Below are 26573 nucleotides of genomic sequence, written 5' to 3'. Positions count from 1 at the left end.
CCCCGCCCCGCACCCGGGGGCGGGTGGGCAGGCGCCGACCGGTCCCAGGGGGTCGAGGGGGCGATGGCGGGCCCGCGCCGGAAGCCCCCCCCCAGCCCCCCTCAGCCCCCCTCCGGCCCCGGCCCCGTCGACCCCCGTACGACCAGTTCCGGCTGGAAGACGTACTCCGTGCGCTGGACCGGGGTGCCGGCCACCGCCTCCAGGAGGGCGCCGACCGCCGCCGTGGCCATCGCGCGGACCGGCTGGCGGACCGTGGTCAGGGGCGGGTCCGTGAAGGCGATGAGCGGGGAGTCGTCGAAGCCGACCACCGAGACGTCCTGCGGGACCCGCAGCCCCCGCTCGCGGGCCGCGCGGATGACGCCGAGGGCCATCATGTCGCTCGCGCAGACCACCCCCGTACAGCCCCGGTCCAGCAGGGCGCCGCCCGCCGCGTGGCCGCCCTCGACCGTGAACAGGGTGCGCTGGACCAGCCCCTCGGCCGCCGCCCCCGGCAGCGCCGCGAGGAAGCCCTGCTCCTTGCGGGCGGAGGGGACGTAGCGCGTCGGCCCGATCGCGAGGCCGATGCGGCGGTGGCCCAGCTCCTCCAGGTGCCGTACCGCCATGTCGGCCGCCGCCCGGTCGTCCGGGGAGACGAAGGGGGCGCTGATCGCCTCGTTGAAGCCGTTGACCAGCACGAACGGGACCCCGCGCGCCGCCAGCCGCTGGTAGCGCGCCGGGTCGGCCGACGCGTCGGCGTGCAGGCCGGACAGGAACACGATGCCGGTGACCCCGCGTTCCTCCAGCTGTTCCACCAGCTCGTCCTCGGTGGCCCCGCCCGGGGTCTGCGTGCAGAGCACCGGCGTGTAGCCGTGCCCGGCCAGCGCCTGCTCTATGACCTGGGCGAACGCCGGGAAGATCGGGTTGGTCAGCTCGGGGATGAGCAGGCCCACCAGCCCGTTGCTGCGCCGCTTCAGCCGTACGGGCCGCTCGTAGCCGAGCAGGTCGAGCGCGGCCAGCACCCGGTGCCGGGTGCCGGCCGCCACGCCCGCCTTGCCGTTGAGCACACGGCTGACCGTCGCCTCGCTGACCTGGGCCTGCGCGGCGATGTCCGTCAGCCGGAGCGGGGAGGTCACCCCAGCCACCACACCGCGCTGTCGGCCGGGAGCAGGTCCGGGTCCGGGTCCCCGGCCGGGGCCGTGCTGGCGAGCAGCACCGTCCCGGGCGCGGGCATCCGTACGGGCTCGCCCGTGGTGTTGACGGTGCAGACGAAGCCGCCGCGCCGGAAGGCGAGCACCCCGGCGGGGGCGGGCAGCCACTCCACGGCGTCGCCCGCGCCGAGTTCCGGCCGCTCGCGGCGGATGCGCAGCGCCGTCCGGTAGAGCTCCAGCGTCGACTCCGGGTCGCCGGTCTGCGCCTCGACGCTCAGCCCCGCCCACGCGGCGGGCTGGGGCAGCCAGCTGCCGCCCTCGCCGAAGCCGTACGGCGCCTCGGTCCCCGACCACGGGATCGGTACGCGGCAGCCGTCGCGCAGGCCCTCCTGGCCGTTCTCCTTGAAGAAGGAGGGGTCCTGGCGGACCTCGTCGGGCAGATCGGTGACCTCGGGCAGGCCGAGCTCCTCGCCCTGGTAGACGTACGCGGACCCGGGCAGGGCCAGCATCAGCAGCGCGGCCGCCCGTGCGCGGGCGAGGCCCTGGTCGCCGCCGCCGTAGCGGGTCACGTGCCGCACGACGTCGTGGTTGGAGAGCACCCACGTCGTGGGGGCGCCGACGGGTCGCATGGCGTCGAGGGAGTCGTCGATGGCGGCGCGCAGCGCGTCCGCGTCCCAGCCGGTGTTCAGGTAGTGGAAGTTGAAGGCCTGGTGGAGCTCGTCGGGGCGCAGGTAGAGCGCGGTGCGTTCGGCGCTGGGGGTCCAGGCTTCGGCGACGCCGATGCGGTCCCCGGCGTATTCGTCGAGGACGGTCCGCCAGGAGCGGTAGATCTCGTGGACGCCGTCCTGGTCGAAGAAGGGCAGGACCTGGTTGCCGAGGAGCTTGAGCTGTTCGCTGCGGCCGAGGTCGGGCAGGCCGGGGGCCTTGACGAGGCCGTGGGCGACGTCGATGCGGAAGCCGTCGGTGCCGAGGTCGAGCCAGAACCGCAGGATGGAGCGGAACTCGTCCTGGACGGCGGGGTGTTCCCAGTTGAAGTCGGGCTGCTCGGAGGCGAAGAGGTGCAGGTACCACTCGCCGTCGGGGACGCGGGTCCAGGAGGGGCCGCCGAAGAGGGATTCCCAGTCGTTGGGCGGGAGCTCGCCGTTCTCGCCCTGTCCGGGGCGGAAGTGGAAGCGTTCGCGCAGCGGGCTGCCGGGGCCTTCGCGGAGTGCCTGCTTGAACCATTCGTGCTGGTCGGAGCAGTGGTTGGGGACGAGGTCGACGATGATGCGCAGCCCGAGCGCGTGGGCCTCGCGGATCACGGCGTCGGCGTCGTGCAGGTTGCCGAACATGGGGTCGATGGCCCGGTAGTCGGCGACGTCGTAGCCGGCGTCGGCCTGCGGGGAGGCGTAGAAGGGGCTCAGCCAGACGGCGTCGACGCCGAGCTCCTTGAGGTAGGGCAGTCGGCTGCGGATGCCTTCGAGGTCCCCCATGCCGTCCCCGTTGGAGTCGGCGAAGCTGCGCGGATAGACCTGGTAGATCACCGCTTCTCTCCACCAGCCGGGCAGGGTGCCGCTGGAGGTGGAGAGCGTTTCGGCGAGGTGCTGGGTCATGTCGTCCTTGAAGAGATCGGGCCGGTGAGGAGATCGGGCCGGTGATGCGGGGGCGGGCGCGGGTGGTCAGCCCGTGGTCAGCCCTTGGTCGCGCCCGCGGTCATCCCGGCGACGAGGTGGCGCTGGGCGAAGAGGAAGAAGATCGCCGCCGGGATGGCGATGAGCACGGAGGCCGCGCTCATGGCACCCCAGTTGGAGGTGTACTGGGTGACGAAGGTCTGCAGCCCGCCCGCGAGGGTGAGGTTCTCCTCGCCGACCATGAAGGCGGAGGCGTACGCGACCTCGCCCCAGGCGGTGATGAAGGCGTAGAAGCCGGTGACGGCGAGGCCCGGCTTGGCGAGCGGCAGGATCAGGCGCCAGAAGGTGCCGAAGGGGTTGAGTCCGTCGACCCGGCCGGATTCGTCGATCTCGACGGGGATGGTGTCGAAGAAGCCCTTCATCATCCACGCGCAGAACGGCACGGCGATGGTGAGGTACGTGATGATCAGGCCGAGGGGCTGGTTGAGCAGCCCGAGGTCGCCCATGAGGTTGTAGAGCGGGACGATGAGGATGGCCATCGGGAACATCTGCGTGATGAGCAGGGTCCACATCAGGGGCTTCATGCCGGGGAACTTGAAGCGGCTGACGGCGTACCCGGTGGTGGCGGCGATGAACACGCCGAGGACGGTGGTGACGCCGGCGACCAGGACGGAGTTGCCGAACCAGGCGAGGAAGTGGCTGTCCTCCAGCAGGTAGCGGTAGTTGCCGAGGTTGGGTTCCTTCACGAAGTCCGTGGTGATCGCGTACTTCGCGGGCTTGAGCGAGGTCAGCAGGATCCACAGCACCGGGAACACGGCGACGACGGACGCGACGAGGAGCGTGGCGTGCAGGCCGACGGAGGCGAGCGGGGAGCGGCTGCCGCGGGCGCGGGGGGCGCGGGCGGTCTTGTCGGGGGTGGTCACGGTCACCACACCTCTCCCTGCTTGCGCAGCGAGCGCCGGTAGACCAGCGCGAAGATCATGAGCAGGGCGAGGATGAGGACGCCCCAGGTCGCGGAGCCGGCGAAGTCGCGGGGGCTCGCGATGAAGGCCTCGCGGAAGGCCTGGGTCACCAGGATCTCGGTGGAGTCGCCGGGGCCGCCCCGCGTCAGCAGGAAGATCACCGGGAACATGTTGAAGGTCCAGATGGTGGAGAGCAGGATCACGGTCATGCTGACGGCGCGCAGTCCGGGCAGCGTGATGTGCCGGAACCGCTGCCAGGGCCGGGCGCCGTCCATCTCGGCGGCCTCGTAGAGCTCGCCGGGGATCGACTGCAGGCCGCCGAGCAGGGCGACCATCATGAAGGGGATGCCGAGCCAGACGTTGACGGCGATGACGGAGAACTTGGCCCAGGTGGGGTCGTCGAGCCACGGCACGGCGGAGATGCCGCCGCCGTCGAGGACCTTGTTGAGGATGCCGTTGTCGCGGTTGAAGAGGAACCGCCAGGCGAAGACGGACACGAAGCCGGGGACGGCCCAGGGCAGGATGAGGGCCATCCGGTAGGCGGCCCGGCCGCGGAACTGCCGGTTGAGCATGGTGGCCAGGGCGAGGCCCAGGACGAAGGTGATGGAGACGCAGGCGACGGTCCACAGCACCGTCCACACCAGCCGCTGCCAGAAGACCGGGTCGCCGAGCACGGCCGTGTAGTTGTCGAGCCCGACGAACTCGTACGTCGCCTCGATGTGGCGGACGCCGATGGTGCGGGAGACGTTGCGCTCGTTGGCGTCGGTGAGCGACAGGTAGACGCCGCGGACGAGCGGCCACCCGATGATCACGCCGAGGACGAGCACCACCGGGGCGACCATGGCCCAGGCATACCAGTGCGTGGCGAGGGCGCGGCCGAGGCCGCGGCCGGGCCGGGGATTTCCGTTGGCAGTCGCGCGGCGGGGGCCGCGGGCGGCGCCGGAGTTCTTCCCGGCGTCCTCGCCCGCGGCCTTCGCCACCGACTGGCTGGTGTCGGCAGCCATCGTCCTCGTTACTTCCAGCCCTTGAGGATCTTGCGGAACTCGACGCCGGCCGCCTTGGCCGCGTCCTCGGGGCTGGAGGCCCCGGTGACCGCCTTGGTGTACTCGACCTTCAGCGGCTCGAAGAGGGAGCCGTTCTCCGGGATCCAGGCGCGCTCGACGGCCTTGTCCACGGCGGGCTTGAAGAACTGGACCATCTCGCTGGCCTTGACGTCGGGCTGCTCGTAGGCGGCGGTGCGCGTCGGCAGCAGGCTCAGGTCCTTGGCGGACTGCACCTGCACCTCCTGCGAGGTCATGTACTCGACGAAGGCGTGCGCGGCGGCGGTGTTCTTGGAGCCGGCGTAGACGGCGAGGTCGTGGCCGCCCTGCGGGGCGCCGGCCTTGGCGGAGCCCGCGGGGACGGGGGCGACGCCGAGGTTGGCCTTGTCCTTGAACTGGTCTCCGGCGTAGCTGTCGGCGACGGCCCAGGGGCCGTTGATCATCATGGCGACCTCCCCGGACTTGAAGGCGGTCTGCATGTTGGTCCAGCCGTCGGTGGCGTTGGTGACCGCCGCGCCCGAGGAGACCAGGTCGCGGGCGGCCTTGAAGGCCTTGACGCCCGCGGCGTTGTCGACGGTGACCGTCTTGGACTTGGCGTCGACCAGGTCGCCGCCCTCGCCGTAGATGAAGGGCAGGAACCAGTAGGAGTCGTCGCCGCGCAGGTAGAGGCCGGTCTTGCCGCTCTTGGCCTTGATCGCGGCGGCGGCGGTCTTCAGCTCCTCCAGGGTCTTGGGGGGCTGGACGCCGGCGTCGGCGAGCATCTTCTTGTTGTAGAAGAGGCCGAGGGTGTCGATGACCTGCGGGACGGCGTAGGTCTTGCCCTCGTACTTGCCGCTGGCGGCGGCCTGCGGCAGGAACTCGGCGTCGACCTTCTTCGCGGTGTCGGCCGGGACCTCGTCGAGGTAGCCGAGCGAGGCGAAGTCGGCGACCCAGCCGACGTCGGCGCGGATCACGTCAGGGGCTTCGGAGCCGCTGCTGAAGGCGTTCTTGACCTTGTTCTGGGCGTCGCCGTAGGGCACGTTGACGTACTTGACGGTCACCTTGGGGTGCTTCGCCGTGAAGGCTTCGGCGATCTTCTGGAAGCTCGCCTTCTCGGCGTCGTTCGAGGTGTCCCACCAGGTGACGGTGCCGGAGAGCTCGCCGCCGGCCTTCGTCTCGCCACCGTCGCCCTTGGTGTCACCGCCGCAAGCCGTCGCCGCGAGCGCCAGGGTCGCGACCAGCGCGGTGGCCGCTATGCCACGCCGCATATGAACTCCTTCGATGATCCCGGCCGCGCCCTCGCGGTCCCGAGTTGCCGAGAACGTAACAAGCCTGAAAGCTGACCGAAAGACCTTGCGGCAAATTTCTGCAAGACGAGCTGATCGTTACATCCGTGTGTCCCTACGGTTGCCGCAGCTTGCTGTCCGTTCGAACGTTCTTCGAGTCCACGGGCCCGCAACCAGGGGGCGTGTACCCGCGTTGACCCCGATATGACCCATGAGTTGACGGCCCTCCCGCTTGCAAGCTCTTCCAGCAACCCGACCGCTAGCCGCGGCTGGTGGCGCGATGCCGTCATCTACCAGGTGTACGTGCGCTCCTTCGCCGACAGCGACGGGGACGGCGTCGGGGACCTGCGCGGGGTGCGCGAGCGGCTGCCGCACCTGGCCCGGCTCGGCGTCGACGCCCTGTGGCTGACCCCCTTCTACGTCTCCCCGCAGGCGGACGGCGGCTACGACGTCGCCGACTACCGGGCCGTCGACCCCCTCTTCGGGGACCTCGCCGACGCCGACGACCTCGTACGGGCCGCGCACGAGCTGGGCCTGCGGGTCATCGTCGACGTGGTCCCGAACCACACCTCCGAGCGCCATCCCTGGTTCCGCGACGCCCTCGCCGACGAGCCGGGCGCCCGCGCCCGCTACCTCTTCCGTCCCGGCCGGGGCGCCGACGGCGCGCTGCCGCCCAACGACTGGGAGTCCGTCTTCGGGGGCCCCGCCTGGACCCGCGTCCCGGACGGCTCCTGGTACCTGCACCTGTTCGCCCCCCAGCAGCCCGACCTCGACTGGGAGCATCCCGAGGTGGCGGCGGAGTTCGCCTCCGTCCTGCGGTTCTGGCTGGACCTGGGGGTGGACGGCTTCCGCGTCGACGTCGCCCACGGCATGGTCAAGGCCCCGGGGCTGCCCGACATCGGCCGCGGCGCGCAGGCCACCCTGATCGGCACCGAGCCCCTCCCCTTCTTCGACCAGGACGGCGTCCACACCATCCACCGCTCCTGGCGGCGCCTGCTCGACTCCTACGGGGGCGAGCGGATCGGCGTCGCCGAGGCCTGGGCGCCCACCTCGGAGCGGCTCGCCCTCTACGTCCGCCCCGACGAGCTGCACCAGGCCTTCAACTTCCGCTTCCTCAACTGCCCCTGGGACCCGGAGCGGATGCGCGTCGTCATCGACGAGTCCCTCGCCGCCACCGCCTCGGTCGGGGCGACGACGACCTGGGTGCTGTCCAACCACGACGTGGTGCGGCACGTGACCCGCTACGGCGGCGGCGCCCGGGGCCTGGCGCGGGCGCGGGCGGCGGCGCTGCTGATGCTGGCCCTGCCCGGGTCGGCGTACGTCTACCAGGGCGAGGAGCTGGGCCTGCCCGAGGTGACCGACCTGCCCGACGAGGTCCGCCGGGACCCGGCCTTCCACCGCTCGGCCGGGCAGGAGGGCCTGCGCGACGGCTGCCGGATCCCGCTGCCCTGGTCCGGGCCCCAGCCCCCGTACGACTTCGGGCCGGGCGGCAGCTGGCTCCCGCAGCCGGCCGACTGGGCGGAACTGAGCGTGGCCGCGCAGACCGGCGACCCGCACTCCACGCTGGAGCTGTACCGGGCCGCGCTGGAGCTGCGCCGGGCCCTGCCCGGCCTCGGCTCCCCGGACGCGGGCCCCCTGACCTGGCTCCCTTCCCCCGAGGGCGTCCTCCTCTTCACCCGCCCCGGCTTCGCCTGCACCCTCAACACCCGCGCGGGCTCCCTGGAGATCCCCTCCCCCGGCCGGCCCGTCCTGTCCAGCTCACCGGTGGAGACGGACGGCCGCACCGTTGTGCTCCCGACGGATTCCTGCACGTGGTGGGCGTTGTGAGCCGGGGACCGGTACAGTCCAATCCCGTGACCGCACGGCTAGCCGACATCGCAGCCCAGGCGGGGGTCAGCGAAGCCACAGTCAGCCGCGTGCTCAACGGCAAGCCCGGTGTGGCCGCAGGCACCCGCGAGTCCGTGCTTGCCGCGCTCGACGTGCTCGGCTACGAGCGGCCCGTCCGGCTGCGCCAGCGCAGCGCGGGTCTGGTCGGGCTGATAACCCCCGAGCTGGACAACCCCATCTTCCCGGCGCTCGCCCAGGTCATCGGACAGGCGCTGACCCGGCAGGGGTACACGCCGGTGCTGGCCACGCAGACGCCCGGCGGGTCCACCGAGGACGAACTGACCGAGATGCTGGTGGACCGCGGGGTCTCCGGCATCATCTTCGTCTCCGGTCTGCACGCCGACACCACCGCCGACATGGGCCGCTACGACCAACTCCGCGGCCAGGGCGTCCCCTACGTCCTCATCAACGGCTTCTCCGACAAGGTGCGGGCGCCCTTCGTCTCCCCCGACGACCGGGCCGCGATGCAGCTCGCCGTGACCCACCTGACCGCGCTCGGGCACACCCGGATCGGCCTGGCCGTCGGGCCCAAGCGGTTCGTGCCGGTGCTGCGCAAGATCGAGGGCTTCCGGATCGGCATGCGCGAGCGGCTCGGGCTCGACGAGGCCGAGGTCGAGGAGCTGATCCAGCATTCCCTGTACACACTGGAGGGCGGGCAGGCCGCCGCGTCCGCGCTCATCGCGCGGGGCTGCACGGCCGTCGTCTGCGCCAGCGACATGATGGCCCTCGGGGCGATCCGGGCCGCCCGGCAGCAGGGCCTCGCGGTCCCGCGGGACGTGTCGGTGGTCGGCTTCGACGACTCCCCCCTCATAGCGTTCACGGATCCGCCGCTGACCACGATCCGCCAGCCGGTGCTGGCCATGGGGCAGGCCGCCGTGCGCACGCTGCTGGAGGAGATCGGCGGTACGCCGGCCCCGCACAGCGAGTTCGTCTTTCTGCCGGAACTGGTGGTCCGCGGTTCCACGGCCTCCGGGCCGGGGCAGCGCCGAAGGCCCTAGGGGCCCCGGGTCCGCGGGTACTCCGCAGGGCTGAGCACGGGCGCCGAAGACCGTCCGGAGGGATGATCGGAGGCGAGAACGCATCTGGCAGACTCTCTCCCCATGGGTGAAGCGAGCGTGAAGACACTGGAAACCCGGACGGACGTCTCGTCGCCCATCGTGAGCGAGGGCGAGGTCCGCCGGGAGTCCGAGCGCACCCTGCTCGCACGGCTGCGCCTGCCGCGGCGGCCGCGCATCTGGTTCGAGGTCCTGCTGATCGCGGTCAGCTACTGGACCTACTCGCTGATCCGCAACGCCGTACCGGAGCAGAAGGCAGCCGCCCTCGCGAACGCCGACTGGATCTGGAGCGTCGAGCACGGTCTGGGGATCGCCGTCGAGCAGTCGATCAACCACGCGGTCAACTCCGTGACGTGGCTGATCGTGGGGATGAACTACTACTACGCCACGCTCCACTTCGTCGTGACCATCGGCGTGCTGGTGTGGATCTACCGCTTCCATCCCGGGCGTTACGCGGCCACCCGGCTCGTGCTGTTCGCCACCACGGGCGTCGCCCTGGTCGGCTACTACTTCTACCCGCTCGCGCCGCCCCGGCTGATGAACGGGCAGCAGTTCGTGGACACCGTGCTGGTCCACCACACCTGGGGTTCGATGGCCTCGGGGAACCTCAAGCACATGTCCAACCAGTACGCCGCGATGCCGTCCATGCACATAGGGTGGTCGCTCTGGTGCGGGCTGACGATCTTCGCGGTCGCGTCCGCGCCGTGGGCCCGGATCCTGGGCCTGCTGTACCCGGCCGCCACCCTCGTCGTCATCGTGGCCACCGCCAACCACTTCTGGCTGGACGCCGTCGGCGGGATGACCTGCCTGGCCTTCGGGTTCGCCGTCACGCGGATCTGGTACGGCTCGCTGCCGCACCGGCTGCCGCGGCAGCCGGTGCACACCGACCCGCACCCCGCCTCGGCGGCGCTGCTGAACCGCTTCCGCCGCTAGGTCCGGTCCGTCCGCTCCGCTCCGGATCACCGCGCTAGGGCTCGCCGTGGGTGATCCGGCCGCCCGACACGGTCAGCCGGACCGGGGCCTGCGCCAGCTCGTCCGGGCCCGCCGTGACCGGGTCGACGGTGAAGGCCGTCAGGTCCGCGCGCAGGCCGGGCGCGATCCGGCCCGCCACCGCCTCCTCGCCCGCCGCGAGGGCCGCGTGCGAGGTCATCCCCTCCAGGGCCATCAGCCCGGTCAGGGCCCGCCCGCCGGAAGCCGCGCCGCGGGGGCGCAGGGCCGTCGCGAGGACCTGGCGGGCGTCGTGGTGGGCGATGGGCCAGTCCGAGCCGAGGGCCAGGACGGCTCCCGCGTCGCGCAGGTCCCGGCAGCGCCAGGCCCGTCCGGCGCGTGCGTCACCGAGCCGCTTGGACCATTCGTCGGTGTGGTCGGCCCGGGTGTAGGCGGTGTGCGGGGGCTGCATGGAGGCGATCACGCCGATCTCGGCGAACCGCGCCAGCTGGTCGTCGGGGACCGTCTCGATGTGCTCGATCCGGTGCCGCATGCGCGCCCGGGGTCCCAGGGAGGCGACCGTGTCCAGGACGTGGCGGACGGCCGCGTCGCCGATGGCGTGGGTGGCGGTGCGCACCCCGGCCGCGTCGAGGAGCCGTACGGCCCGGGAGTAGGCCTCGGGGTCGGGCCAGAAGGCCTCGGTGCCCTGGCCGTGGCAGTCGGCGTGCTGGAGCCAGGCGGTGCCGCCCTCGACGCTGCCGTCCATGAAGAGCTTGACCCCGCCGACCTGCCAGTGGCGTCCGCGCTGTCCCTGGAGCCCGATCAGTTCCGCGAGGGTGTCCTCGTCCGCGCCGGGCATGCACCAGGGGGCCAGGCGCAGCCTCAGCGGGAGGTGGCCCTCGTACTCGACGGTGGAGAGCAGGGCCGGTACGTCCCCGTCGCCGAGGTCCATGACGTGGGCGCCGGTGAGGCCGGTGGCGGCCATCGCGGAGAGCAGTTCCACGAGGCGGGCGCGGCGCTCGGCGGGCGGGGGTGTGGGGGCGAGGGCTCCGACCAGGGCCATCGCGGCGTGCTCGACGAGGTGTCCGGTGGGTGCTCCGTCGGCGTCGCAGACGATCTCGGAGCGCTGGGCGAAGGCGCGGGCGCCGGTGATGCCGGCGGCCGCGAGGGCCGGGCCACTGGCGAGGGCGGAGTGGCCGTCGTAGAGGCGCAGGAAGGCGGGGGCTCCGCCGAGGGAGTCCTCGATCAGGTCCCGGTGGACGGGCCGGCCGCCGAAGGCGTTGTGGTCGAGGCCCCAGCCGAGGACCCAGCCGCCGGTGCGCGGGGCGGCGCGCAGGGCGGCGCGGAGCTGGTCGAGGTCGCGGACGGCGGTGAGGTCGGCACCGGTGGACATCTCGATGCCCCAGACGGGGTGGCTGTGGGCGTCGGTGAGGCCGGGGGTGAGGGTGGCGCCGCCGAGGTCGATCACCCGGGTGCCGGGGCCGCGCCAGTCGCGTACGTCGCTCTCGTGGCCGACGGCGACGACGAGTCCGCCGGCGAGGGCGACCGCTCCGGCCTCGGGGCGGGCGGGGTCGAGGGTGCGGACGCGGGCTCCGGTCAGGACGGTGTCGGCTGCGGGCACGGCTGGGCTCCTTCGGGGTCTTCGGCAGGGTCCTGGGCGGTGTCTTGGACGGGGTCTTCGGCGAAGCGGGCGTAGACGTCGGGGCGGCGGGTGCGCAGGCGCCCGGCGAGGGCGGTCCCGGCGAGGAAGACGGCGGGGACGAGGGCCACCAGGACGGTGTTGACGGTGGTGGAGGCCATGGTGAAGAGGCCGACCCGGGAGATGACGAGGCAGAGCGCGACGGCCAGCAGGACGGCGGCGGTGACGGGCGCGACCACGGTCCGCCAGCGGCCCTCGGAGTGGACGGTGCGGCGGAAGTAGACGGGGACGGCGAGGGCGGCCAGCAGCATCAGCGCCATGAGTCCGATCATGCCCGGGGTGTTCACCCACAGCAGGAGCTGCTGGTACGGGTCGGCCCCGGCGAGGGCGAATCCGAGGACGACGACGGCGCCGAGGAGGGTCTGGGCGGCTCCGGCGAGGTACGGGGAGCGGTGGCGGGGGTGGACGCGGCCGAGGGCGGCGGGCAGGACGCCTTCCTCGGCGAGGGAGAGCACGTAGCGGTTGATGGCGTTGTGGAAGGCGAGGAGGGAGGCGATGACGCTGGTGACGATGAAGAGGTGCATCAGGTCGGCCGCCCACGGGCCGACGTAGGTGGTGATGGCGGTGAAGAAGAGGCCGCCGGGGTCCTGGGTGGCGGCGCCCACGACCTCCTCGGCGCCGTAGGCCTGGATGACGGTCCAGACGACGAAGGCGTAGAAGAGGCCGAGGAAGGCGACGGCGATGTAGGTGGCGCGGGGGACGGTGCGGTCGGGGTCGCGGGCCTCGCGGCGGTAGATGACGGTGGACTCGAAGCCGGTGAAGGCGGCGAAGGCGAAGGCCAGGACGGCGGCGGTGCCGGGGACGAGGACGGCACCGGGGGCGAAGGAGCCGAGGGAGAGGCCGTGGGCGCCGCCCTTGAGGAGGACGCCCGCCGCGAGGAGGACGAGTATCCCGGTCTCGGCGACGAGGAGGACGCCGAGGAGCTTGGCGCCGAAGTCGATGGAGCGGAAGCCGCCGTACCAGACGAGGAGCAGGCCGGCGAGGGAGACGGGCAGCCAGGGGACGTCGGCTCCGGCGAGGGCGTGGACGGTGTCGGCGGTGGTGGTGCCGAGGAGGCCGTAGACGCCGATCTCCATGCCGTTGTAGCCGACGAGGGCGAGCAGGGCGGCGCCGATGCCGACGCGCTTGCCGAGGCCGCGGGCGATGTAGGCGTAGAAGGCGCCGCCGCTGGTGACGTGGCGGCTCATGGTGGTGAAGCCGACGGCGAAGACGGCGAGGGTGAGGCCGGCGAGGAGGTAGCCGGCGGGGGCGCCGATGCCGCCGAGGAGGATGGCGACGGGGGCGACGCCGGCCATGACGGTGAGGGGGGCGGCGGCCGAGACGACGAAGAAGGAGATGTCGGCGGTACCGAGCGCGGCGCCGCGGAGGGCGGGGGCGGCCGGTGGCTCTGGCGTTTCGGGCATGCGGGGGCACCCTTCTGCGAACGGCAGGCGGCGGGGGAACCGGAAACCTAAAGGCTTTCGGTTCGCGGCAATGTAGCCTCCGTTTTCGGCGTACGGGAAGACCTCACGGTGGGAGAGAACCGATGGCACGGCCGCGCACCCCCCTGCTCGACCGGGAGCGGATCGCTGCTGCCGCACTCCGACTGCTCGCGGAACAGGGCGAGTTCAGCGTCCCGCAGGTGGCACGCGCGCTGGGGGTGCAGACGGCTTCGCTGTATCACCACGTGGACGGCCGGGCCGGGGTGGTGGAGCTGGTACGGGAGCGGGTGTGCGCCGCGATCGACGACGCGGCACTGGAGCTGGAGCCGTGGGACCGGGCCCTGGAGCGGTGGGCCCGCTCGTACCGGGCCGCCTTCGCCGCCTATCCGCGGGCGATCCCGCTGCTGATGACCACGCCGGTGCGGGCCCCGAAGGTGCTCGCGCAGTACGAGCGGGCCGTGGCGCTGCTGCGGGCGGCCGGGTTCCCCGAGGAGCGGGTGATGCCGCTGCTGACGGGCCTGGAGAACCTGATCCTGGGCTCCGCACTGGACCTGGCGGCCCCCGAGGCCATGTGGGAGCCGTCCCCGCGGACCCCCCTGCTGGCCGCCGCCCTGACGGCGGGCGGCCCCCACCGCGCGGACGCCGCCTTCGACCTGGCCCTGACGGCCCTGCTGGCGCACGCCGCGACCTTGCGGGTGGAGTAACCCCGGGTGCGCCCCCGGGGCGGGACCGCGAGCCTGGGGGCATGAGCGGGCGCAGGGTGGTCGTGCAGGCGCCGGACGAGCGCGGCCTGCGTGCGGTCACCGTCGACGGGGCACCGGCGGGCAGCGCCTGGTCCCTGCGCGACCTGCGCAGACAGCTGCGCCGCGCGGGGCTGCCGCCCGACACGGACCTGGCGGACCGGGCCTCGGTCACCTGGCGCGGGGCGGACGGCACCCTGTGGCCGGACCGCACGCTGCGGCGGCGCGCCACGATCGCGCTGCTGGTGGCCGGGCTGCTCGTGTCCGCCCTCCTGCTCGCCGACATCGGCATGGTGGACGCGCTGGGGGCACTGACCTTCTCGGGGCGCCTGACCGGGATGCTCCTCGTGCTCGCCGGAGCGGTGCAGGCGGTCGCGGCCGCCGCGGTGTTCGACTTCTGGGGAAAACGGACGCTGCGGTACTCGGGTGCCCTGGTACTGCTGGGCGTGCTCATCGCGGTGGGGACGGAGGCCCTGCTGATGGCCGTCTGGTTCCAGGAGCGGGAGTGGACGCCGTACCTGCCGGTGTTCCTCGCGCTGTCGCTCTGGTCGGTGTGGGCCGCGTGGACGGTCTGGCGGGCACGGGCCTGGAAGGGGATCCCCTATCCCCGGAGCTTCACGGCGGGCGTGGCGGCGACGGCCGTGCTGGCCTCCGCCAACTTCGCCTATTCGGCCGTTTACCAGCCGCACGCCGCGCTCTTCCACTTCAAGGTGCAGGCGACGTTCGGAACGCCGAAGCGGGATCCCGAACGCCCCGTCATCTACCTTCCGGTGAAGCTCCACGTGGCGAACGACGGGGCCGTTCCGGCCTACGTCCTCAATAGTGCCTACCTGGTATACGGCCGGGAATCCGTCTTCGACGGGAAGAAGACCGTGGTGGAGCAGAAGAAATGGCGTGCCGATACGGAGGGCCGGGCGGACGTGGAGCTCCACGTGCAGCCCACCGGGTACCAGGTGATCAACAGCGGTCCGGTCGTCCCGGTGGATTCCTGGGTCGCGCCGGGAGCCGACTACAGCACGGAGCGAGTGGTCCAGATCCCCACGGACGCACCGTACGACCTCGTCATGGCCACCGTGTCGGTCACCTTCATGAGGGGGGACCGCGGAAAGGTCGACGACGAACTCAGATATCCGGTCTTCTCCTGGAAACAGAAGACGGACAGGTTCTTCGACTGCGCCGCCGTCAAATGCCTCGACTACGTCCTGTACCACGCGAGGGTGCGCCACAACAACAACATCATCAACGTGACGCGCAGGCCCCGGTACATCAATACGTACCGGTCGTTCGGCGCACCGAACAGTGGCATCGCCGTTCTGATTTCCCCGCGCGATTCCAAGGGTCACGTGTCGGCCGACGCCGAGTCCTCGGAGAGGTACGGCGTCGACCAATACGACTCCGCGGTCACGGAGATCCCCTTCGCCACCCTGCTGGACCCGGGCCGCTCCCCCGCCCCGTAGGCCCCGCCCCCCCCTAAGACCCGTAGAACAGCTCGTCCACCACCGCGCGGGCGCGCCGCGTGGTGCGGCGGTAGTCGTCGAGCATCTCGCCGACCCTGCCCTCCGGGTAGCCGAGGTAGCGGCCGACGGCCGCCAGTTCGCGGGCGTCGGCGGGGAAGGTGTCCCCGGCCCGGCCGCGGACCAGCATGACGGCGTTGCGGACCCGGGTGGCGAGTACCCAGGCCTCGTCGAGGACCTGTGCCTCCTCGGTCGGGATCAGCCCGGCGGCGTGGGCGGCGGCCAGGGCCTGGCGGGTGCGGGTGGTGCGCAGGCCGGGTTCGGCCCAGGCGTGCCGCATCTGGATCAGCTGGACGGTCCACTCGACGTCGCTGAGGCCGCCGCGGCCGAGTTTGGTGTGCAGGGTCGGGTCGGCGCCGCGCGGCAGCCGTTCCGATTCCATCCGGGCCTTGAGCCGGCGGATCTCGCGCACGGCGTCCTCGCCGAGTCCCTCGACGGGATAGCGCAGGGGGTCGATGAGCTCGATGAAGCGGCGGCCGAGGTCGTCGTCGCCGGCGACCGGCTCGGCGCGCAGCAGGGCCTGGCTCTCCCAGGTCAGGGACCAGCGGCGGTAGTAGGCCGCGTACGAGGACAGGGTGCGCACGAGGGGTCCCGAGCGGCCCTCGGGGCGCAGGTCGGCGTCGATGAGCAGCGGCGGGTCGGCGGTGGGGAGCTGTAGGAGGCGGCGCATCTCGGCGATGACGGTCTGGGCGGCCTTGGCGGCTTCCTGTTCATCGACGCCCTCGCGGGGTTCGTGGACGAACAGGACGTCGGCGTCGGAGCCGTAGCCGAGTTCGTGTCCGCCGAAGCGGCCGACGCCGATGACGGCGAAGCGGGTGGGGAGGGTCTCGCCCCAGTGGTCGCGGACGGCGGCGCGCAGGGCGCCGGCGACGGTGGCGGCGGTGAGGTCGGAGACGGCGTCGCCGACCCGGTCGACGAGGGCTCCGGGGTCCTCTTCGGCGGGGCTGTCCTCGGTGCCGTAGGAGGCGATGATGTCGGCGGCGGTGGTGCGGAAGAGTTCGCGGCGGCGGACCCCGCGGGCGGCGGTGACGGCGGCCTCGCCGCTCTCGGCGCGGCCGACGGCGGCGAGCACCTCCTGTGCGAGGGCCTCGTGGGTCCGCGGTTCCAGGCCTCCGGCGTCGCCGAGCAGGGCGACGGCCTCGGGGGCGCGCATGAGGAGGTCGGGGGCGAGGCGTCCGGCGGACAGGACGCGGGCGAGGTTCTCGGCGGCGGCGCCCTCGTCGCGCAGCAGGCGCAGGTACCAGGGGGTCTTGCCGAGGGCGTCGGAGACCTTGCGGAAGTTGAGCAGCCCGGCGTCCGGGTCGGCGGAGTCGGCGAACCAGCCGAGCATGACGGGCAGCAGGGTGCGCTGGATCGCGGCCTTGCGGCTGACGCCGGAGGCGAGGGCTTCGAGGTGGCGCAGGGCGGAGGCCGGGTCGGCGTAGCCGAGGGCTTCGAGGCGCTGGCCGGCGGCGCGGGGGGAGAGCCTGGTCTCGCCGGGGGCGAGCTGGGCAACGGCGTCGAGCAGGGGCCGGTAGAAGAGCTTCTCGTGGAGGCGGCGGACGGCGGAGGCGTGCCGGCGCCAGGCCTTGTTGAGTTCGGCGACGGGTTCGGTGCGCAGGCCGAGGGAGCGGCCGAGGCGGCGCAGGTCGGCCTCGTCCTCGGGGACGAGGTGGGTGCGGCGCAGCCGGTAGAGCTGGATGCGGTGCTCCATGGAGCGCAGGAACCGGTACGCGTCGTTGAGCTGGGCGGCGTCGGCGCGGCCGACGTAGCCCCCGGCGGCCAGGGCGTGCAGGGCGTCGAGGGTGGTGCCGGAGTGCAGGGTGGCGTCGCTGCGGCCGTGGACGAGCTGGAGCAGCTGGACGGCGAACTCGACGTCGCGCAGGCCGCCGGGGCCGAGTTTGAGCTCGCGCTCGATCTGGGCGGCCGGGATGTTGTCGACGACGCGGCGGCGCATCTTCTGGACGTCGGCGACGAAGTTCTCGCGTTCGGCGGCCTGCCAGACCAGGGGGGTTATGGCCGCGATGTACTCGGCGCCGAGACCCTCGTCGCCGGCGACCGCGCGGGCCTTGAGCAGGGCCTGGAACTCCCAGGTCTTGGCCCAGCGCTGGTAGTAGGCGAGGTGGGAGGAGAGGGTGCGGACCAGGGGGCCGTTGCGGCCCTCGGGGCGGAGGTTGGCGTCGACGGGCCAGATGGTGCCCTCGACGGTGGTCTCGGAGCAGATCCGCATCAGGTGGGAGGCGAGGCGGGTGGCGGCCTGGACGCCCTTGCCCTCGTCGGTGCCGTTGGCGGCTTCACCGACGAAGATCACGTCCACGTCGGAGACGTAGTTGAGTTCGTTGCCGCCGCACTTGCCCATGGCGATGACGGCGAGCCGGCACTGGCGCGCGTCCTCGGGGGCGGCGGCCGTGGCGATGCGCAGGGCGGCGCGGAGGGTGGCGGTGGCGAGGTCGGCGAGTTCGGCGGCGGCCTGGGCGACGTCGGTGGTGCCGCAGACGTCGCGGGCGGCGATGGACAGGAGGCAGCGGCGGTAGGCGACGCGCAGCGCGACGGGGTCGTGGGCGTCGGCGAGGCCCTGCTCGAACTCGGCGAGGCCGGGGTGCAGGTCGGCGGCCTCGTAGGTGACCAGGGCCTGCCAGTCGCGGGGGTGGCGGGCGAGGTGGTCTCCGAGGGCCTCGGAGGCGCCGAGGACGCCGAGGAGGCGGTCGCGCAGGGGTTTGGCGCTGACCAGGGTGTCGAGGAGCAGGGGCAGCTCCTCGGCCGGCTGGGCCTCGGCGAGCCGGACGAGGCCGAGGAGGGCGAGGTCGGGGTCGGCGGTGGCGCCGAGGGCGTCGAGGAGCACCGGGTCGGCGCGTACGGCGGCCAGCGCGTCGGCGTCGAGGAGCCGGGCCGCGGCGGACGGGTCGGTGAACCCGCTGCGCAGCAGTCGGATGAAGGTGCTGCTCCTGCGTCCCGGGACTGTCATCCCGCCGCCTCCCGAGTGCGTCGCCGCCGGTGGTCCGCCGGCGCTGCCGGTGGTGGTGGCCGGCCTGGGGCGAGCCTAGCCGGAGCAGGCGTTCGACTCACCGGCGTGTCGTGGCGAATATCATGAGGCGGATTATCAGATTTTCTGGTTACTTTTAGATCTATGCGTCAGGGGCCCGGTCCCCGTCCGACCGGTTGCGAGGAGCCCCATGTCCGAAGGACGTCCGTTCTCCGCCCCGACGCCGCCCTCCGTCCCGCCCCCGCGCCGGCCCGCCGCGCACCAGCCGGCCTCCAGCGGGGCGACACCGCGGCCCGAGCCGGAGGCGACCGACGCCGTGGACGACGCGAACGGACCCCGCGGCGGTTCCGGCGGCCCCCGGGTTCCCCGCCAGGCCACCGGTCCGGCCCCGGCCGCGTACCCCTCCGGCCGGCCCGCCCACCACCGGCCCGCGCACCCCGCGCTGCACCGGGCCCGGATCGTCAAGGCCGTCGCCGCCTGCGCGGCCGCCACGGCCGCCGGGATGCTCGTGCTCCGCGGCAACGAGGCCTACGCCGCGCTCGACGCGCCCACCGGCGCCGACTCCCGGCTGACCACCGCCACCGCGGCCGGCACCCCCGACCCCGGGCGGGTACTGCAGATCGTCGCGCACCCCGACGACGACCTGTACTTCATGAACCCGGACCTGCGATACTCCATAGCCGCCGGCCACCCCGTGACCTCCGTCTACCTCACCTCCGGCGAGGCCGACGGCATCAACGCCGGCGCCGCCAAGCAGGCCACCACCGCGCCCAACAAGCCCGCCTACGCCGAGGCCCGGCAGAACGGCATCCGCGCCGCCTACGCCAAGATGGCCACCGGCGACCGCAGCAGCCCCTGGAAGCGCACCGTCGTGGCCACCAAGGGCGGCGGGCACGCCGAGGTCGACGTCCTGGAGGCCAAGCCCGAGGTCAGCCTCGTCTGGCTGCAGATGCGCGAGGCGGGCAACGTCTACGGCGACGCCCCCGACAGCCTCCACGGCCTGTGGGACGGCCGGGTCCCGCACCTGGAGTCGATGCTCGCCTCCGGCACCCCGGTCAAGCAGCGGTTCACGTACACCAAGGAGCAGGTCGTCCGCACGATCGAGGGCGTCCTGGAGACCTACCGCCCGACGACGATCCGGATGCAGGACCCGACCCCCGGCCGCTTCCCGGACACCAAGCGGTACACCGACCACCAGGACCACTTCTACGGCGCCCGGTTCGTGCAGATGGCCGCCGAGGCCTACGCCCGGGAGGTCAAGGACCGCCCGCACTTCGCCGTGCAGAACTACGTCGGCTACTTCAACAGCTCCCTCCCCCTCGCCCTGGACCCCGGCGAGGCCAAGGAGAAGCTGGACATCCTGGACACCTACGCCTGGCTCGACCGGCAGAACCACTGCGGCAGCGAGGCCGGGTGCGGTGACCTCAAGGTCGCCGACCACCCCTCCGGCAACCGCTGGACGGACTCCATCAACTACGCCCGCGACACCAGCACCTCCTGGCTGACCTCCGACCGGGACCACGGCCTGTGGGCGTTCAAGGTGCTCGACGGCCAGGTCGCCGTCTGGCACCGCGCCGGCCTGATCGGCAGCTGGAGCGGCCCCCGCCTGCTCCCGGGCACCGGCATGGACCAGGGGATCTCCACGGTCACCCTGCCGGACGGCCGGATAGCCGCCTTCGGCACCCGCACCACCTTCGGCGCCCGGCCCGCCGACTACCGCCGCGAGGTGGTCTACGCCGTCCAACGCGACCCCGGCTCCGAGGAGTTCGGGGAGTGGCAGTCCCTCGGCACCCCCGAGGCCGCCGACGACACCTGGACCTCCGACATCAGCGCCCCGGCCGTGTCCGTCGACGGCAGCGGACTGGCGGCCGTCTACGTCCGCGACGGCGCCTCCGGCCTGCGGGGCCGCGCCCAGCGGGCCGACGGGAGCTGGGGCCCCTGGGAGAACCACGGCGGGAGCGACCTGCACGGCACCCCGGCCACCGCGACCGACGGGGCCGGGCGCCGGATGGTGTTCGCCGCCACCACCAAGACGGTGATCGGCTGGGCGCAGCCGGAACCGGGCGCACCGCTGGGCCCGGCCACCCACACCGGGCTGCCCGAGACCACGCTCCCGCTGACGGCCGAGGCCCGCGAGGGCGGGGTGCGGCTGTGGTTCCGCAAGCCCGGCTCCGGCAACGTCCGCACCGCCCTGATGACGGGCGAAGGCGGCCTGAAGGTCAACAACCTCACCGACCTCGGCGGGCTCCAGGGCTTCGGTTCGGTGACGGCGAGCGGACACGTGCTGGCGGGCCGCACGGCGGGCGGGCGGCTCGGCTCGGACGTGGGCATCGGGCAGCCCTGGCAGCGCTCGCCGCTGATGTTCGCCGGCGCGCCGTCCAGCACGATGACCGGGAAGAACATGGTCAGCCTGGCGGTGGTCGGGCTCGACGCGCGCCTCTACGTGACCTCGTCGGCGGACGAGGCCGACGCGTACCTGGCGCCGTGGCAGCCGGTGGGCCCGCGCAGCACGGCCCCGTAGCGAAACACCCGCAGGCTCTCGTAACGTCCCATAAACGCACTCAAGCCACATACCGCCCTCAACACCCCTCCTCGGGGTGTTGTTTGCGTTCCGGGCCCGCCAACCAGGTCCACCATCCGGTCACTTGTGCACGCCCGCGCCCCACCGGGCACCATCACAACCGGTCATTTCCGGAAAGCACGCGTCATCGGCGAAATCGGTGAACCAACTCCCCCGATTTGGCCTCTCACTGACTGCACAGCGGTTCTTCCTGCCCGTCCGGAACGACCTCAAGGCGTGACCGATGCCCGTATCCCGCCGCCGCTTCCTCCTCGCGGCCGTGGTGCCCATGCTCACCGTGGGCGCCTCCGGCGCGCTCTCCATCGCCACCGGCCGGCAGACCTCGGCCGAGGCCACCCAGACCGACCGGCCCGGCCGGGGCCCGGCCCTCCCCGCAAGCACCACCTCCGGCACGGTGGTCCAGATCGTCGCGCACCCCGACGACGACCTGTTCTTCATGAACCCCGACCTCAGCAGGTCCCTCGCCGCCGGCCTCCCCCTCACCACCGTCTACCTCACCTCCGGCGAGGCCGACGGCCGCAACGAGGCGCACGGCGGGGAGGCCAGGGACCCCGAGCAGCCCGCCGACCGCGCGCGCTACGCGGAGGCCCGGCAGAACGGCATCCGCTCGGCCTACGCCCAGATGGCCACCGGCGACCGCACGAGCGCGTGGACCCGTACGGTCATACCCACCGCGGGCGGCGGACAGGCGGAACTCGACGTCCTCACCGCCCGGCCCCGCGTCCACCTCGTCTGGCTGCAGCTGCGCGAGGCCCGCAGCCCGGCCGGCGACAACCCCGACAGCCTGCGCGGCCTGTGGAACGGCCGGATACCGGCGCTCGGCGCCCAGCTCACCACCGGCACCCCGGTGCGGCAGTCGTTCGCGTACACCAAGGACCAGGTCGTCGAGTCGATAGCCGGGATCCTGGAGCGGTACCGGCCGACGACGATACGCATGCAGGACCCGACGCCGAACCGGTACGCGGACACCGGCAAGTTCACCGACCACCAGGACCACATGTACGGCGCCCGCTTCGTGCAGGCGGGCACCGCCGCCTACGCCGAGCGGGTCACGGACCGGCCGCGCTTTACCGTCCAGAACTACCTCGGCTACCACAACGGCACCCTCCCCCACGCGCTGGACCCGCAGACCGCCGAAACCAAGATCGGCTTCCTGAAGACGTACGCCTGGCAGGACCGCACCGACTACTGCGGCAGCCCCTCCGGCTGCGGCGACCGCAAGGTGGCGGGCAGCCCCACCGGCCGCAACTGGGCCCAGTCCCTGCGCTACGCCCGCGCCGACACCACCTCCTGGCTCGTCGAGGGCACCCCGGGCCGCCTGTGGGCCTTCGCCGCGCTCGACGGGCGGATGGCGCTCTGGTCCCGGGACCCGGCCGGGACCTGGACCGGACCCGCGCTGCTGCCGGGCACCGGCATCGACCCCGGCGCCGGCACCGCCCGCCTCCCCGACGGCCGCGTCGCCGTCCTCGCCACCCGCACCACCCTCGGACCCCGGCCGGCCGACTACCGGCGCGAGGTCGTCTACGCCGTCCAGTCCGCGCCCGACGGCCCCTTCGGCCCCTGGCAGTCCCTCGGCACCCCCGAGCCGGGCGACGAACCCGGCACCTCCGCCATCAGCGCCCCCGCGGCCGTCGCCGACGCCCGGGGCCTGCTCACCGTCTACCTCCGCGACACCCGCCGCACCCTGCGCGCCCGGGTCCAGCAGCCGTCGGGGGCCTTCGGCGACTGGGAGCAGCTGGGCGGGGAAGACCTGCAGAGCGACCCCGTGACCCTCACCGACGCGGCCGGGCGGCGCCACGTCTACGCCACCACCACCAAGTCGGTCATCGCCTGGACCCAGCCCTCCCCCGGAGCCCCGCTCACCGGGCCCCATCCCACCGCCCTGCCCGCCACCACCGTGCCCCTGTCGGCGGCCCGCGACGGCGCGGGCGTCCGCCTCTACTTCCGCCGCCCCGACTCCGGGGTGGTGCGCACCGCCCTGGTCACGGCGGGTCCGGGCGCCCCGCAGGTCACCGGCCTCGGGGAGTCCGGGGGCCGGGCCGGCTACGGGGCGGTCGCCGCCGCGGGCCGCGTGCTGACGGGCCGCGCCGACACCGGTGCGGTCGCCACCGCGGCCCTCGGCGGGCCGCCCGCCTGGACCGAGTCCCGGATGCTGTACGCGGGCGCCCCCGCGGCGGTCCTCGGCCCCGCGGGCACCACCACGACCGCCGTCCTGGGCCTGGACGCCCTGCTCCACACCGCGACGACCCGGCCGGCCGCGCCCCCCGCCACCTGGCATCCGGCCGTCGCCCCGGCCGCACCGTCCTGACCTCCCGGCGGGCAGGCCCCTCCGCCGACCTGACGGCCCGCAGCGACCAGGTCACCTTCACCTGCACCACACCCTGACCCACCCACCCCGGACACACCTCCGGGCCGCCGGTCGACGACCGGCGGCCCGGAGGGGGGTGAAACGGGGCCCTACAGAACGGGCAGGTTCTTGCGGAGTTCGAAGGCCGTGACCTCGCTCCGGTACTCCTCCCACTCCTGCTTCTTGTTGCGGAGGAAGAAGTCGAAGACGTGTTCGCCGAGGGTTTCGGCGACCAGTTCGCTGCGTTCCATCAGGGAGATGGCCTCGCCGAGGTTCTGCGGGAGGGGTTCGATGCCCATGGCGCGGCGTTCGGCGTCGGAGAGGGCCCAGACGTCGTCGTCGGCGCCCGCCGGGAGTTCGTAGCCCTCCTCGATGCCCTTGAGGCCCGCCGCGAGGAGGACCGCGTAGGTGAGGTACGGGTTGGCGCCCGAGTCGATCGAGCGGACCTCGACCCGGGAGGAACCCGTCTTGCCCGGCTTGTACATCGGGACTCGGATCAGCGCCGAGCGGTTGTTGTGGCCCCAGCAGATGTACGAAGGGGCCTCGCCGCCGGAGCCGGCCGTGCGGGAGGAGCCGCCCCAGATGCGCTTGTAGGAGTTGACCCACTGGTTGGTGACCGCCGCCGTCTCCGCGGCGTGCCTGAGGAGGCCCGCGATGAAGGAGCGGCCGACCTTGGAGAGCTGGTACTCGGCGCCCGACTCGTAGAAGGCGTTGCGGTCGCCCTCGAAGAGGGACAGGTGGGTGTGCATGCCCGAGCCCGGGTACTCCGAGAAGGGCTTGGGCATGAAGGTGGCCTGGACCCCCTGTTCCAGGGCGACCTGCTTCATGACCAGGCGGAACGTCATGATGTTGTCGGCCGTCGAGAGGGCGTCGGCGTAGCGGAGGTCGATCTCCTGCTGGCCCGGGGCCCCCTCGTGGTGGCTGAACTCCACCGAGATGCCCATGGATTCGAGCATGGTGATCGCCTGGCGGCGGAAGTCCATGCCGACGTTCTGCGGAGTGTGGTCGAAGTAGCCGGAGTTGTCCGCCGGCACCGGGCGGGAGCCGTCCAGCGGCTTGTCCTTCAGCAGGAAGAACTCGATCTCCGGGTGGGTGTAGAAGGTGAAGCCCAGGTCGGAGGTCTTGGCCAGGATGCGCTTGAGGACGTAGCGCGGGTCCGCGAAGGACGGGGAGCCGTCCGGCATCAGGATGTCGCAGAACATCCGGGCGGTCCCGGGGGCCTCGGCGCGCCACGGCAGTATCTGGAAGGTGCTCGGGTCCGGCTTGGCGATCATGTCGGACTCGTAGACCCGGGCGAAGCCCTCGATGGCCGAGCCGTCGAAGCCGATGCCCTCGTCGAAGGCCTGCTCCAGCTCGGCCGGGGCGACCGCGACGGACTTGAGGAAGCCGAGCACGTCGGTGAACCACAGGCGCACGAAGCGGATGTCCCGCTCCTCCAGCGTCCGGAGGACGAATTCCTGCTGCTTGTCCATGCCTTCATCCTCGCAGTTCAGACGATCCGTGCACCACCGACCCGAGGGACCGGGGGCGCACGGTCGGGCCCGCCCAGTATCGCCATTGGTGGTTTCCGCCACATTACGCACCCCCGAAAGCCGATGACACCCCCGCTCTGACCACCGGGCCGTCATGAGCATTACCATCTGCGCCCATGGGGGGCTGGGAGCACACGCGGAGCGGGAGCCACGGGCGACCCGTGCGCCGCGCCGCCCTCCTGCTGCTGATCTCCTTCGGCGTGGCCGCCTGCGTCGCCTTCCTGTGCGCGCGGCCCGCCGCCGCGCACGCGCCGCACCCGGGCGGCTCCGGGGCGCATTCCGCGCACGTCGCGCACGCCGCCTGCGTGTCCCCGTACGACCTGCCGGGCTGCTCCCCGCTGGCCCACGTGACCCCGGCCGTGCTGCCCGCCCCGCCGCCCGCCGTGGCGCTGCCGCAGGACCGGGTGGCGGCCGCCGTCCGCCCGGCCGCCGCGGCCGGGCCGGTACGGCCGGACGGGACCCTGGCGCGCGCACCCGGCCGGTACGCCCTGCAAGTGCTGCGGACGTGAGCGCCGCGGCGCCCCGAACGCATCCACGGCTCCACCACGACACCCCCCTCAGCAGAAGGAACCAGGGCACATGGCCAGCAGGACGTCAGACAACAACTCCCGCCAGCAGCGCATAGCCGAGATGCGGCGCGCCGAGAAGGCACGGGACCGGCGCAACAAGTTCCTCGCCATCGGCATCTCCACGGTGATCGTCGCCGGACTCGTCGGCTTCGGTTCGTGGCTGCTGATCGAGCAGAAGCAGAAGGACAAGGACACGGCCGCCGCCCGCAAGGCGCCGGTGAGCGGCGAGCGCGAGTGGGACGTCAAGAAGCTCGGCCGCAACCACGTCGAGACCCCGGTCAAGTACGAGATGAACCCGCCGGTCGGCGGCGACCACAACCCCCGCTGGATGAACTGCAACGGCGACGTCTACAAGAACCCGATCCCCGAGGTCAACGCGGTGCACTCGCTGGAGCACGGCGCGGTGTGGGTGACGTACAACGAGAAGGCCGCCCCGGGCGACGTCGAGGCGCTCGCCGGGAAGGTGGGCAAGACCCCGTACACGCTGATGAGCCCGGACAAGGAGCAGGCCGGGACGATCATGCTGAGCGCGTGGGGCAAGCAGCTGACGGTGGACAAGGCCGACGATCCCCGCGTGGCGCAGTTCTTCACCAAGTACGTGCAGGGCCCGCAGACGCCCGAGCCGGGCGCCGCCTGCACCAACGGTCTGGCCGACAAGTGACCCGTACGTACTGGGCCGCGGGCGCGGCCGTGGTCCTCGCGGTGCTGTTCGCGGTGGGGGCCACGGTCGCCACCGCGAACGGCGGCGCGGGCGGTTCGGCCGCCCCCTCCGCCTCCGCGCCGGCGCTCTATTCCCCGGACGCCGGCTTCGCCCGGGACATGGCGGTGCACCACCAGCAGGCGGTGGAGATGTCCTTCATCGTCCGCGACCGCACCCAGGACGAGCCGGTGCGCAGCCTCGCCTACGACATCGCCAACACCCAGGCCAACCAGCGCGGCATGCTGCTGGGCTGGCTGGACCTGTGGGGGCTGCCGAAGGTGCTGGCCGACGAGCCGCCGATGTCGTGGATGTCCGCCTCCGAGGGGGGCGGCGAGCACGCGGCGCACATGGGGCACGCGGCCAAGCCGGGGGCGCTGATGCCCGGCATGGCGACCAAGGAGGAGCTGGACCGGCTCGGCACGGTGAACGGGCGGGACGCGGAGGTGCTGTACCTCCAGCTGATGACCGACCACCACAAGGGGGGCGTCGCGATGGCCCAGGGCTGCGCGGCGCAGTGCCGGACGCCGGCGGAGCGGGCGCTGGCCCAGGGCATGGTCGAGGCGCAGCAGTCGGAACTCACCCTGATGGCGGACATGCTCAAGCAGCGCGGGGCGGCCCCGCGCGGGTGAAGGGCG

The 26573-nt window shown here is 72.9% G+C and carries 19 protein-coding genes; 10 read left to right on the top strand and 9 right to left on the bottom strand.

All coding sequences use genetic code 11. The features are described 5' to 3' along the window. Positions 1-101: 101 nt before the first annotated feature. The 5 genes from SLAV_RS26040 to SLAV_RS26020 all read right to left on the bottom strand — a co-directional run bounded on the left by SLAV_RS26040 (position 102) and on the right by SLAV_RS26020 (position 5986). Positions 102-1121: a LacI family DNA-binding transcriptional regulator gene (locus SLAV_RS26040; RefSeq protein WP_234333846.1), complete on the bottom strand. Its 1020-nt coding sequence runs from the start codon at positions 1119-1121 to the stop codon at positions 102-104. Continuing rightward, complete coding sequence (locus SLAV_RS26035; protein WP_030238690.1) at positions 1109-2719, bottom strand: glycoside hydrolase family 13 protein; 1611 nt, start codon at positions 2717-2719, stop codon at positions 1109-1111. Before SLAV_RS26035 ends, SLAV_RS26040 begins: the two co-directional genes overlap by 13 nt. A 77-nt stretch (positions 2720-2796) precedes the next feature. Next, entirely contained in the window at positions 2797-3666 is an 870-nt protein-coding gene (locus SLAV_RS26030; protein WP_030238688.1) for a sugar ABC transporter permease, read from the bottom strand. Beyond that, positions 3663-4703, bottom strand: a complete 1041-nt coding sequence (locus SLAV_RS26025) for a carbohydrate ABC transporter permease (RefSeq protein ID WP_030238685.1) — start codon at positions 4701-4703, stop codon at positions 3663-3665. Before SLAV_RS26025 ends, SLAV_RS26030 begins: the two co-directional genes overlap by 4 nt. An 8-nt stretch (positions 4704-4711) precedes the next feature. Then, complete coding sequence (locus SLAV_RS26020) at positions 4712-5986, bottom strand: extracellular solute-binding protein (protein WP_030238682.1); 1275 nt, start codon at positions 5984-5986, stop codon at positions 4712-4714. A gap of 222 nt (positions 5987-6208) precedes the next feature. Between SLAV_RS26020 and SLAV_RS26015 the strand changes: the two genes are divergently transcribed. From SLAV_RS26015 to SLAV_RS26005, 3 genes are all read left to right on the top strand, one after another. Further along, positions 6209-7831, top strand: coding sequence for a glycoside hydrolase family 13 protein (locus SLAV_RS26015; protein ID WP_030238680.1), 1623 nt, complete (start codon positions 6209-6211; stop codon positions 7829-7831). Positions 7832-7857: 26 nt separating this feature from the next. Beyond that, positions 7858-8889 (top strand): LacI family DNA-binding transcriptional regulator, encoded by a 1032-nt coding sequence (locus tag SLAV_RS26010; protein ID WP_030238678.1) that lies wholly within the window; start codon positions 7858-7860, stop codon positions 8887-8889. A 102-nt stretch (positions 8890-8991) separates the two neighbouring features. Then, entirely contained in the window at positions 8992-9879 is an 888-nt protein-coding gene (locus SLAV_RS26005; protein ID WP_051841358.1) for a phosphatase PAP2 family protein, read from the top strand. Between the two features lie 34 nt (positions 9880-9913). On the opposite strand, the gene SLAV_RS26000 is transcribed toward SLAV_RS26005, so the two are convergent. Both SLAV_RS26000 and SLAV_RS25995 read right to left on the bottom strand, forming a co-directional pair. Further along, a complete protein-coding gene (locus SLAV_RS26000; RefSeq protein WP_030238673.1) occupies positions 9914-11494 on the bottom strand; it encodes an amidohydrolase in 1581 nt (526 codons plus the stop codon). Then, a complete protein-coding gene (locus tag SLAV_RS25995; protein WP_037688502.1) occupies positions 11470-12975 on the bottom strand; it encodes an APC family permease in 1506 nt (501 codons plus the stop codon). Before SLAV_RS25995 ends, SLAV_RS26000 begins: the two co-directional genes overlap by 25 nt. Before the next feature lie 122 nt (positions 12976-13097). Between SLAV_RS25995 and SLAV_RS25990 the strand changes: the two genes are divergently transcribed. Together SLAV_RS25990 and SLAV_RS25985 are read left to right on the top strand one after the other, a co-directional pair. Next, complete coding sequence (locus SLAV_RS25990) at positions 13098-13697, top strand: TetR/AcrR family transcriptional regulator (RefSeq protein ID WP_030238668.1); 600 nt, start codon at positions 13098-13100, stop codon at positions 13695-13697. Between the two features lie 41 nt (positions 13698-13738). Then, positions 13739-15190 (top strand): hypothetical protein, encoded by a 1452-nt coding sequence (locus tag SLAV_RS25985; protein WP_158740858.1) that lies wholly within the window; start codon positions 13739-13741, stop codon positions 15188-15190. 13 nt (positions 15191-15203) lie between these two features. Here the strand turns inward: SLAV_RS25985 and SLAV_RS25980 are convergent, their stop codons facing one another. Then, a complete protein-coding gene (locus SLAV_RS25980; protein WP_030238664.1) occupies positions 15204-18191 on the bottom strand; it encodes a bifunctional [glutamine synthetase] adenylyltransferase/[glutamine synthetase]-adenylyl-L-tyrosine phosphorylase in 2988 nt (995 codons plus the stop codon). A 208-nt stretch (positions 18192-18399) separates the two neighbouring features. Between SLAV_RS25980 and SLAV_RS25975 the strand changes: the two genes are divergently transcribed. Both SLAV_RS25975 and SLAV_RS43220 read left to right on the top strand, forming a co-directional pair. Then, positions 18400-20730, top strand: coding sequence for a PIG-L family deacetylase (locus tag SLAV_RS25975; RefSeq protein WP_051841356.1), 2331 nt, complete (start codon positions 18400-18402; stop codon positions 20728-20730). A 283-nt stretch (positions 20731-21013) separates the two neighbouring features. Then, positions 21014-23098, top strand: coding sequence for a PIG-L family deacetylase (locus SLAV_RS43220; protein WP_030238657.1), 2085 nt, complete (start codon positions 21014-21016; stop codon positions 23096-23098). A gap of 149 nt (positions 23099-23247) precedes the next feature. Here the strand turns inward: SLAV_RS43220 and SLAV_RS25965 are convergent, their stop codons facing one another. After that, on the bottom strand, positions 23248-24609 hold the full coding sequence (locus SLAV_RS25965; RefSeq protein ID WP_030238655.1) for a gamma-glutamylpolyamine synthetase GlnA2: 1362 nt from the start codon (positions 24607-24609) through the stop codon (positions 23248-23250). A 176-nt stretch (positions 24610-24785) separates the two neighbouring features. Between SLAV_RS25965 and SLAV_RS25960 the strand changes: the two genes are divergently transcribed. From SLAV_RS25960 to SLAV_RS25950, 3 genes are all read left to right on the top strand, one after another. Continuing rightward, a complete protein-coding gene (locus SLAV_RS25960; protein ID WP_158740856.1) occupies positions 24786-25178 on the top strand; it encodes a hypothetical protein in 393 nt (130 codons plus the stop codon). 70 nt (positions 25179-25248) lie between these two features. Continuing rightward, positions 25249-25899, top strand: a complete 651-nt coding sequence (locus tag SLAV_RS25955) for a thioredoxin-like domain-containing protein (RefSeq protein ID WP_030238651.1) — start codon at positions 25249-25251, stop codon at positions 25897-25899. Further along, complete coding sequence (locus SLAV_RS25950) at positions 25896-26567, top strand: DUF305 domain-containing protein (RefSeq protein ID WP_030238648.1); 672 nt, start codon at positions 25896-25898, stop codon at positions 26565-26567. The genes SLAV_RS25955 and SLAV_RS25950 overlap by 4 nt, the downstream gene beginning before the upstream one ends. The last annotated feature ends 6 nt before the right edge of the window (positions 26568-26573 follow it).

It is taken from the genome of Streptomyces lavendulae subsp. lavendulae (genome assembly GCF_002803845.1).
GTDB lineage: Bacteria > Actinomycetota > Actinomycetes > Streptomycetales > Streptomycetaceae > Streptomyces > Streptomyces lavendulae.
Note: the sequence above shows the minus strand (reverse complement) of the source record. Positions and strands in the feature narration are given on the sequence as shown.

Excerpts from the sequence above, each read along its gene's own strand:
- SLAV_RS26035 (WP_030238690.1), bottom strand. The coding sequence starts at position 2,719 with ATGACCCAGCACCTCGCCGAAACGCTCTCCACCTCCAGCGGCACCCTG.
- SLAV_RS26025 (WP_030238685.1), bottom strand. The coding sequence starts at position 4,703 with ATGGCTGCCGACACCAGCCAGTCGGTGGCGAAGGCCGCGGGCGAGGAC.
- SLAV_RS26020 (WP_030238682.1), bottom strand. The coding sequence starts at position 5,986 with ATGCGGCGTGGCATAGCGGCCACCGCGCTGGTCGCGACCCTGGCGCTC.
- SLAV_RS26015 (WP_030238680.1), top strand. The coding sequence starts at position 6,209 with ATGACCCATGAGTTGACGGCCCTCCCGCTTGCAAGCTCTTCCAGCAAC.
- SLAV_RS26005 (WP_051841358.1), top strand. The coding sequence starts at position 8,992 with ATGGGTGAAGCGAGCGTGAAGACACTGGAAACCCGGACGGACGTCTCG.
- SLAV_RS25995 (WP_037688502.1), bottom strand. The coding sequence starts at position 12,975 with ATGCCCGAAACGCCAGAGCCACCGGCCGCCCCCGCCCTCCGCGGCGCC.
- SLAV_RS25990 (WP_030238668.1), top strand. The coding sequence starts at position 13,098 with ATGGCACGGCCGCGCACCCCCCTGCTCGACCGGGAGCGGATCGCTGCT.
- SLAV_RS25985 (WP_158740858.1), top strand. The coding sequence starts at position 13,739 with ATGAGCGGGCGCAGGGTGGTCGTGCAGGCGCCGGACGAGCGCGGCCTG.
- SLAV_RS25980 (WP_030238664.1), bottom strand. The coding sequence starts at position 18,191 with ATGACAGTCCCGGGACGCAGGAGCAGCACCTTCATCCGACTGCTGCGC.
- SLAV_RS25975 (WP_051841356.1), top strand. The coding sequence starts at position 18,400 with ATGTCCGAAGGACGTCCGTTCTCCGCCCCGACGCCGCCCTCCGTCCCG.
- SLAV_RS43220 (WP_030238657.1), top strand. The coding sequence starts at position 21,014 with ATGCCCGTATCCCGCCGCCGCTTCCTCCTCGCGGCCGTGGTGCCCATG.
- SLAV_RS25965 (WP_030238655.1), bottom strand. The coding sequence starts at position 24,609 with ATGGACAAGCAGCAGGAATTCGTCCTCCGGACGCTGGAGGAGCGGGAC.
- SLAV_RS25960 (WP_158740856.1), top strand. The coding sequence starts at position 24,786 with ATGGGGGGCTGGGAGCACACGCGGAGCGGGAGCCACGGGCGACCCGTG.
- SLAV_RS25955 (WP_030238651.1), top strand. The coding sequence starts at position 25,249 with ATGGCCAGCAGGACGTCAGACAACAACTCCCGCCAGCAGCGCATAGCC.